The sequence below is a fragment of the Streptomyces kebangsaanensis genome, assembly GCF_001906585.1.
Lineage (GTDB): Bacteria > Actinomycetota > Actinomycetes > Streptomycetales > Streptomycetaceae > Streptomyces > Streptomyces kebangsaanensis.
Genome location: NZ_JUJA01000164.1, coordinates 137849 through 140296, shown reverse-complemented (window position 1 = coordinate 140296; position 2448 = coordinate 137849). Strand labels below are relative to the sequence as shown.

General features: G+C 74.5%; 2 protein-coding genes and 1 pseudogene. 1 reads left to right on the top strand and 2 read right to left on the bottom strand.

Translation table 11 applies throughout. The features are described from left to right. Positions 1-403, bottom strand: a pseudogene (locus RH94_RS45445) (universal stress protein); the annotation flags it as partial. A 214-nt stretch (positions 404-617) separates the two neighbouring features. Between RH94_RS45445 and RH94_RS33710 the strand changes: the two are divergent. After that, the gene (locus RH94_RS33710; protein WP_073952117.1) at positions 618-1439 is read left to right on the top strand and encodes a universal stress protein; all 822 of its coding nucleotides are present in this window, start codon (positions 618-620) and stop codon (positions 1437-1439) included. Between the two features lie 83 nt (positions 1440-1522). On the opposite strand, the gene RH94_RS33705 is transcribed toward RH94_RS33710, so the two are convergent. Further along, on the bottom strand, positions 1523-2416 hold the full coding sequence (locus RH94_RS33705) for a universal stress protein (RefSeq protein WP_073952144.1): 894 nt from the start codon (positions 2414-2416) through the stop codon (positions 1523-1525). Between the last annotated feature and the right edge of the window lie 32 nt (positions 2417-2448).

Below are 2448 nucleotides of genomic sequence, written 5' to 3'. Positions count from 1 at the left end.
CCCGCCGGTTCCCGCGGACCAGCACCACCGGCCGCCCGGCCCGTGCCACGACGGGCATGCTGACGTCGCCCAGGAAGTAGCTCTCGGCGGGTTCGAGACCCCGTGAGCCGAGCACGGTCATCTCCGACTCCGACGCCGCCCGGAGCAGGGCGTGCTGGGCGTCGTCGGCGACCAGGTCCTCGACGACGGACAGGTCCGGGTGGCGTGCCCGGAGCTCCGCCCGCGCGGTGTGGAGGAGGCGCCTCGCCCCGTAGTTCTGGTCGGCTTCCGAGGGGACGCGGGTCGGTTCCGGGGCCAGCAGCGGCCACGCGTGCAGCAGGCGGAGGGCGAGCCCGCGCCTCTCGGCCTCTTCGGCGGCCCAGCGGGCGGCGGCGAGACTCTCGGGTGAGCCGTCGAGGCCCACGGTGACGACTGGTCGCATGGCGGCGGTCTCCGTCTCGTAAGAAGCTGAGGACGACGGTGAACGAGTCCGGCGGTCCGGACGTCGCCGGCACGCCGGGCACGGTGCGTCCTGGTCCGAGGAGTACCCCGATCCCCTCCGCGGCGCATGTGGACCCGCGGAGAAGGCCGCAGGCGTGGAATCCGCGTGGAGTCCGGCAGGAGAGGAGACAGGCGCGGTGACGATTCCCCTGGTGGTCGGCGTCGACGGGTCCGAGGCGAGCCTGGAGGCGGTGGACTGGGCCGCGGCCGAGGCGGTCCGGCACGACGTGCCGCTCCACCTTCTGCACGCGGCGGCCGGGAACCACGAGGCGTCCGAGGTGGTCCACGCCGCGTCGGAACGTGCCGGGAAGGGCGCTCCCACCGTGCGGCTGTCGAGCGAGGTCGTGCACGAGGACGCGATCTCCGCCCTGGTCGGCAAGGACCGCAACGCCTTCGCGCTGGTACTCGGGTCCAGAGGGCTCGGGGACCTTCCCGGGATGCTCCTGGGCTCGGTCGGCCTGGCCGTGGCGGCCCGGGCGGACTGCCCGGTCGTCGTGGTGCGCGGCTCGGCGGAGCACCGGGACGGCCGTTTCGGGAGCGTCGTCGTCGGCGTCGAGGAGGGAGAGGGCAGTGACACGGCCGTGCGGTTCGCGTTCCGCGAGGCCCGGGTGCGGCACTGCCGGCTGGTGGCGGTGCACGCCTGGAACCCGCGGTTCGGTGCCTCCCCCACACCTCAAGTCCCGCCGTGGTACGCCCTGGAGGCCCATCGGCGCCCGCCGGCACAGGTGCTCGACGACGCCCTGCGCGGTCCGGAGGAGTGGTACCACGACATCCCGGTGAGCCGACGGGTGTTCGACGGCCCGGCCCGGCAGGCACTGCTGGAAGCCGCGTCGGAGGCGGACCTGCTGGTCGTCGGCGCTCGTGGGCGACAGGCCCTCCCGGGTCTGCAACTGGGCCTGATCAACCATGCGTTGCTGCACCACGCCCCGTGCCCCGTCGCGGTCGTTCCCCGGAAATGACCAGGAGGGGAAAGGAATGGAAAGGAATGGCCAGGCACGGCCAGGGACGGCCGCCGCCCGGCAGAGGGCGGACACCCCCGGCCTCAGCGACGCCGGCCCATGTCCTGTCCGCGCACCACGGCCACGGGCCCGTGCGCGTGGTGCAGCAGCGCCTGGCTCACCGATCCCAGCAGCAGTCCGGCGAAGCCTCCGCGCCCGCGCGAGCCGACGACGGTGAGCTGTGCGGTGCGACTTGCCTCGATCAGTGCCTCGCGGGTGGGGCCGTTCACGGCTCTGCGCTCGACCCGTACGTCCGCGTACCGCTCGCACAGGCCCGCGATCGTCTCGGCGAGCAGGCGTTCCTCGGCGGCGGCGAGCGCACCGGGCTCGTTCGAGTAGGGCATCGCCGGGCTCAGGGGCGGCGGCAGCGGGGCGTTCCACGTCGTCCACGCGTGCAGTGCCAGCAGGCGCGCACGGCGCCGGGAGGCCTCGTCGAAGGCGAAGCGAACGGCTTCGGCGCCTGCCGGGGAGCCGTCGACCCCGAGCAGGACCGGCCCCGCCGCGTCGGCGGGTCCCCGCACCACCAGGACCGGGCACCGCGCGTGCGCGGCGAGCCCCACCGACGTGGAGCCCACCAGCAGCCCCGCGAAGTTCCCGAGCCCCCGGCTGCCGACGACGACCAGCTCCGCCGTCCGGGACTCGGCCTCCAGTACGGTCAGGGGATCTCCGCGTCTGATCGTGCCGGAGACCTGCACGTCCGGTGCCGCCGCGCGGGCCCGGACCGACGCCTCCTCCACCAGGCGGTCGGCCAGGTCCAGCAAGTGGGCCCTCATGGGCCGGGAGACCACCCTGTCCATCGGTGTGCGCGGCGCGGGCCAGGAGAAGGCGTGCACCAGGCACAGGGCGGCATCGCGCAGCTCGGCCTCCCGCGCCGCGCACGCCACCGCGGTCAGGCTCGACGCCGAGCCGTCCACACCTGCGATCACCAAGCCGGTCATCATGTCTCCCGTCCGCGCGACCATGCGGAGCC

What these genes read in the sequence shown, in the direction of transcription:
- RH94_RS33705 (WP_073952144.1), bottom strand. Translation starts at nt 2,416, where the DNA reads ATGACCGGCTTGGTGATCGCAGGTGTGGACGGCTCGGCGTCGAGCCTG.